Genomic DNA, 4,590 nt, shown 5'->3' on the forward strand with positions numbered 1-4,590 from the left:
GGCGATCATGACCCCGAACGTACGAGCCAGACGACTCAGCGTGGCTAGGGCAGCACGGTGTGCATCAACATCACGTCGTACGCCGACCACAGCGACAGGTTGAAGTACAGGTCCCTGCCACTGGACCACGGGTGGATCATTGGCGCATAGATACCCCCCGGCATTTGGAACGACGACACCAGCGGCTGCTCGGGGCTCCACGGCCCCTCCGGCGCCGGCGCGGTGCGCGCCACGACGTCGTTGTTGCCACCGTTGGTATAGAGCACCAGATACTGCTTGAGGTAGTCGTTGTACTGCGCCGACAGCTCGCCGACCGGGCCCGGGAAGATCGGCGTCGCCGCGGCGGGATCGACTGGGACCCAGCCGCGCCCCTCACCGTTCCAGTACTGGTACTTACCGAGATCCGGCAACGCGTTCGGCGGTACCCGGGACAGGAACGCGGCGCCGCTACGGCCGGAGGGTGTTCCGAAGTTGTAGAGATAGCCGTCCTTGCCGTGCATGAACGCGCCCATCTGGAAATTCTCGTTGCCGGGGAAGAAGCGGGCACCGGGCACGGTGTCGGCGGCGGCCAGCCGGATGCTGCCGGGGTAAACGCCCCACGACTGACCGTTGTCCAACGAGCGGGCGATACCCGAATAATTCGTCGACCATTCGCCGTCGCGGCCCCAGTTCTTGATCGACATGAAGTTCATGTATTGGGTGCGCCCGAGTGAGATGGCAGAGGTCGGGATCATGCCGGTCTCGTGGCTGGCCTTGTGAATGCTGTTGAGCACCTGCTTGGACAGGCCGGGCACCCACACCGGCGAGCCGGAGTACGGATTGTTGGGCACACCGTCGGCGACGTGGATGCCGTGCGAGAGGTCATGGTCGTTGCTGCGGAACAGCACGTTGTACCGCCACTGCTGGCCGTGCACCGCGCAGTAGCCGAAGGTGTCTCCGAACGCCATCAGCACTTGTCGGTTAGCGGGATCACCATTGTCCCAGGGGATCCCGAGGTCGGTGCCGGAGATGCCGAAGCGCTGCAGGGTTTGGTTGGGACTGTTGGGCCCGGTGACAAAGTCGACCAGCGAGGTGGGGGCGCCGGCGATCCCGGCGGGCGGTGGCGCCGGCGGCACGGGAACCGCCTCTGGGACAGCCTGGTTGGCGTTGGGTGACAGCGGAGCGGCGGCTCCGGGAACCGGCGGCACGGGCGTCACCGCCGCCTGGAGTTGCGTCGGACGTTGCGGAATTGCTTTGAGCAGGCCCGAGATCAGTGGGCCGAGTTTGGGCAGCGGCGCGTTGTCGTTGGTACCGCGCGGACGGCGCCCGGTCGGCGGCGCAACCGGCCCGGGCGAGGGGATGGCCGGCATTCCGGCCGGCGGCGGGACGTTGGCCTCCGGAGCGCTACACGGGACCGCGAAGGCGGGCGGCGCATAGCCGATCGGCACGATGAGCCCGACGACAGTCACCAGCGCCACGGGTACCGAAGCAATTCGACGGATCGTCGGCATGTACCACCTCTCCACGGGGCGAACCGTCGCCGTTGCAACACGTTGACGTCCGCGGTTACCCATGTGACGATAGATGCGGATGTGGCCCCTGGGGCTTCCTGGCGTTCAATGGGTACGCATCTGTGACCGTGTCGCAACTCGACCGGGGACGACGAAAAGCGCCGCCAGACAGCCGAGTTCAGCGAGTTGAAAAGCGCTGCCCCGCCCCGCCCGACGAGGCGCCGTTGCCGAAATCCGGCTGCGCCGTGGTAAACCGGTCGGGGACCTTGACTTGCCGGCGGTGCCCGGTTCCAACCACCAGGAGCGGCTGGGTGTCGGCGTCCTGGGCCGGGCGTTGCTGCTGTGCGGTCCCGTTGCGGTCGGGAAATCCCACGTTGACCGCACGCTCGTTCGACAGCAGCGCCCGGACCAGAGAACGGGATCCGTGGGGCTGCAGCAGGGCACTGGCCGGGCGCGGGCGAACGGCCTGCGGCCACCAGAACCAACGTCCCAGCAGCGCGGCAATGGACGGCGTCATGAACGAGCGCACGACCAACGTGTCAAACATCAGGCCGAGACCGATGGTGCTACCGATCTGGCCGATAATCCGCAGCTCGCTGACCGCCATCGAAGCCATCGTGAAAGCGAACACCAGCCCGGCGGTGGTGACGACCTTTCCGGTTCCACCCATTGCGCGAATGATCGCAGTGTCGATGCCCGCACCGAGTTCCTCTTTGAAACGGGACACCAACAGCAGGTTGTAGTCAGAACCCACCGCCAACAGGATGATCACCGACATCGGAAGAACCATCCAATACAACTGTATGCCCAGAATGTACTGCCAAATCAGCACCGATATTCCAAATGATGCGCCCAGCGACAGCGCCACCGTACCGACAATAACCAGTGCGGCCACCAAGCTGCGGGTGATGATCAGCATAATGGCGAAAATCAGGCAGAGCGCGCCGATGCAGGCGATCAGAAGATCTATTTTGGAGCCGTCTCGCCAATCTTTGTAGGTCGACGCCGCGCCCGCGATGTAAATTTTCGCGTTGGCCAGCGGTGTGCCCTTGAGTGACTCCTCGGCCGCTGTTTTTATCCGTTCGACCCGTGAAATCGCCTGGGGCGTCGCGGGGTCACCGCGCTGCGACACGACGAATCGCGCGGCCTTCCCGTCCGGAGACAGGAAGGAACTCATCGCACGCTGGAAGTCGGCGTTCTTGAAAATCTCGGGAGGGAGATAGAAGGAATCGTCGTTTTTCGCGGCGTCGTAAGCCTGTCCCAAAGCCATGGCGTTCTGGCCGGCTTCGTCCATCTCTTTGAAGGTCCCGGCCATGGTGCTGTGCATCGTCAGGATCATCGTCCGAGTAGACCTCATGATGGCGATCATCGCCGGGAACTGGGCTATCAGCTCCGGCATCAGCTTGTCCATGTGGTCGAGGTCTTTGATCAGATCCTCCATTTTATCGGCCAATTGGCCGACACCGTCGAGAATGTCGAATATCGACCTCAGCGACCAGCAGACAGGTATGTCGTAGCAGTGTTTCTCCCAATAAAAATAGCTGCGGATAGGTCGCCAAGTATCCTCAAAATCCGAAACGTGGCCCAGTAATTCAGCAAGCACAATGCTGAGTTCTTTTGATTTGATAATCGTGTGATGCGTTGTGATCGTGAGGTCCTGCGCCAAGCTGTACATGCGCTCCATCAGGACGGTCGTTTTGGCCAAGTCGTCGGCCTGTTTGAGAAAGTCGTTGACGCGAGCCTTCATGTAGGTCATGCTCTGCACCTGGCTGGCATTTTGCATGCTGATCATGAACGGTATCGAGGTATGGTCGATCGGCGTGCCCTCGGGACGCGTTATACCTTGAACGCGGGAGATCCCGGGAACTTTGAAAACTCCCTTGGCCAATTTGTTCAGCACCAGGAAATCCGATGGATTACGCATATCATGGTCGGACTCGATCATGACAATCTCTGGCATCATCCGGGCTTGTGAGAAATGGCGATCAGCGGCCGCGAAACCCAAATTAGACGGAATATCTTGGGGAATGTAGAGGCGCGCGTTGTAGCTCGTTTTGTAGCCCGGCAGCGTCAACAGGCCCAGTAGTGCGATCGCGCAGGTGCACACCAGGATGGGCACGGGCCACCGGACGATTACCGTGCCGACCCGCCGCCACCCGAAAACCCCGATCTTGCGTCTGGGGTCGAAAATCCCGAAGCGGCCGGCAATGGCAATGACTGCGGGCACCAAGGTGAGGGCCACCGCAACCGCAACGATCAGGCCGACGGCGCAGGGGATGCCCATGGTCTGGAAGTAGGGCATCCGGGTGGCACCCAAGCAGAGGATCGCCCCCGCGATGGTCAACCCGGAGGCCAACACGACAGGAGCGACGCCCCGAAATGTGGTGTAGTAGGCCGATTCCGGGTCCTCGCCCGCTTGCCGTGCCTCCTGGTATCGGCCGAGAAAGAATATCCCGTAGTCAGTTCCGGCCGCCATCGCCAACGACATCAGCAGGTTCGTGGCAAACGTGGAGAGAACGAGAAGATTGTTGTGGCCGAGAAACGCGACAACCCCGCGGGCCATTTCGACTTCGATCCCGACCGTGAGCAACAACAGAATGGTCGTGACGATCGATCGATACACCACGAGCAGGATGACGAAAATCACCACACCGGTTACCGCGGTGATCTTGAGAATCGAATCGTTTCCGCTGCGCTGCATATCCGACACCAGCGGAGCCGCGCCGGTGAGATAGACATTGATTCCGGGAGGCGGCGACGTCCGCTGCACGATGTTGCGGACTGCCGCGACGGACTCGTCGCCCAAGGTCGTTCCCTGGTTGCCGGCCAGGTTCAGTTGCAGATAGACCGACGTACCGTCGGGGCTCTGCGCGCCAGACGCCGTCAGCCGGTCTCCCCAGTAATCCTGCACATGTTGCACATGCGTTGTGTCGTCGCGTAATTCACGGACCAGTCCGGCGTAGTAACTTCGCGCGTCCTCCCCGAGCGGTTGCTGCCCTTCGAGCACCACCATCGCAGAGCTGTCCGAATCGGATTCTTGGAAGTCTTTGCCCATCCGCATCATGGCCTGGACCGACGGAGCGTCCCTGGGACTCAGCGA

At 62.1% G+C, this 4,590-nt stretch carries 1 protein-coding gene and 1 pseudogene; both read right to left on the reverse strand.

Going from position 1 to position 4,590, the window contains the following annotated elements:
* Positions 1–44 precede the first annotated feature (44 nt).
* Positions 45–1,553, reverse strand: a complete 1,509-nt coding sequence (locus AC2VOG_RS14805) for a glycoside hydrolase family 183 protein (RefSeq protein WP_486940640.1) — start codon at positions 1,551–1,553, stop codon at positions 45–47.
* A gap of 322 nt (positions 1,554–1,875) precedes the next feature.
* Positions 1,876–4,590 (reverse strand): annotated as a pseudogene (locus tag AC2VOG_RS14810) (MMPL/RND family transporter); the annotation flags it as partial.

The organism is Mycobacterium sp. TH-M11 (genome assembly GCF_057473725.1).